Origin of the sequence: Kitasatospora sp. NPDC047058 (assembly GCF_040643935.1) — a bacterium.
Taxonomy (GTDB): domain Bacteria; phylum Actinomycetota; class Actinomycetes; order Streptomycetales; family Streptomycetaceae; genus Kitasatospora.
Genome location: NZ_JBEYVJ010000850.1, coordinates 1 through 1474, shown reverse-complemented (window position 1 = coordinate 1474; position 1474 = coordinate 1). Strand labels below are relative to the sequence as shown.

Annotated in this window: 1 protein-coding gene; it reads right to left on the bottom strand. The window is 69.7% G+C overall.

The window, feature by feature from the left end; translation table 11 throughout:
* Positions 1-36 precede the first annotated feature (36 nt).
* Positions 37-1215 carry an IS30 family transposase gene (locus ABZ885_RS41060; protein WP_360200301.1) on the bottom strand — a complete coding sequence of 393 codons (1179 nt, stop codon included), beginning with the start codon at positions 1213-1215 and terminating at the stop codon, positions 37-39.
* Positions 1216-1474: the final 259 nt, after the last annotated feature.

Here is a 1474-nt window from a genome sequence, read left to right as displayed (position 1 = left end):
AGGCGGATTCTTGGGGTCCTCGCAACACCTGATGGCTTACGCGGTCGTCAGTAGATCACGCAGGCGCTCGGCTGGAGTTCTCCAGCCGAGCGTTTTGCGTGGTCGGCCGTTGAGTTTCTGGGCGACGTGTTCGAGGTCTTCGGGGCTGTGCACGGACAGGTCGGTGCCCTTGGGGAAGTACTGCCGCAGCAGCCCGTTGGTGTTCTCGTTCGATCCGCGCTGCCAGGGCGAGTGCGGGTCGCAGAAGTAGACCGGCACTCCCGTGGCCACGGTGAACTGCTTGTGCGCGGCCATCTCGCAGCCCTGGTCCCAGGTCAGCGAGCCTCGCAGGTGCCCGGGCAGGGTCTGGATCAGGGGCACCAGCACGTCGCGGACCTCCGCGGCGGTATGCCCGCCGGGCAGATGCCCGAGCAGGACGTAGCGGGTAGAGCGCTCGACCAGGGTCACGATCGCGCTCTCGTTGCGGGTGCCGACGATCAGATCGCCTTCCCAGTGGCCGGGCACCGCCCGGTCCTCGACCTCGGCAGGGCGTTCGGAGATCATCACCATCTCGTCGACGAACCGCGGTGTGCGCTGCTGTGGACTGCGGTGCGGCTTGCGGCGGGTGCGCCCGGTGCGCAGTGCGAGTGCGACCTCGCGTCGCAGCCCGCCGCGGGCCTGGACGTAGACCGCCTGATAGACAGTCTCCGGACTCACCCGCATGCTGTCGTCGTCGGGGAACTCCATGACCAGAGCGTGACAGATCTGCTCGGGCGACCACTGTTCTTGCAGCTTGCCCGCGACGAACTCGCGCAGCGGACCGTCCTGGGCGAGCTTGGAGTCCTTGGGGCGCGACCGGCTTCCGGCCCACGCCCGCTGTGCCCTGTGCGGCCGGTAGACACCACCGACGGAACGGGCATCGATTTCACGCTTGACGGTGGAGGCCGGCCGGCCCAGCGCCCGCCCGATCGCCCGCAGCGACTGACCGAGGCGACGCAGGTCGGCGATCACCTCCCGCTCGGCCACCGTGAGGAACCGGGGATGCAGCTCGGCCTCGACCGCCGCAAGGGACGGCGCCGATGGGACGGCGACGGTGCTGGTCATGCCAGCTGTGTAGTCGACCCGGCGCCCATCGGGATGCAGGCGCGCGTTGCCGATCTTCCGGATCCCGAGGTCCCAGTCCCGGGCAGTGCGCTCATGAACCCCGACCCGCGCCGCGGCATCCCGCCTGCGCATCCCCGAGGCGCGAAGCCGGTCATACTCCACGCGGCCCGGATGCCCGCTCGTACCGGGCTTCCCCCGACCACGGACACCGGCCTTGCGCGCCCACCCGGCCGCCGTGTGACGGTTCACCCCGACCGCCCGGGCAGCACCCGTGACACTGCCGTTCTCCCGGTCCAACGCCTCGAAGAACCTCGCCCTCAGCACCCCGAAATCCACGATCCCCGCAACTCCCTGAACTCCAGGGTGTTGCGGGGATCGTTAGAACCCGCCC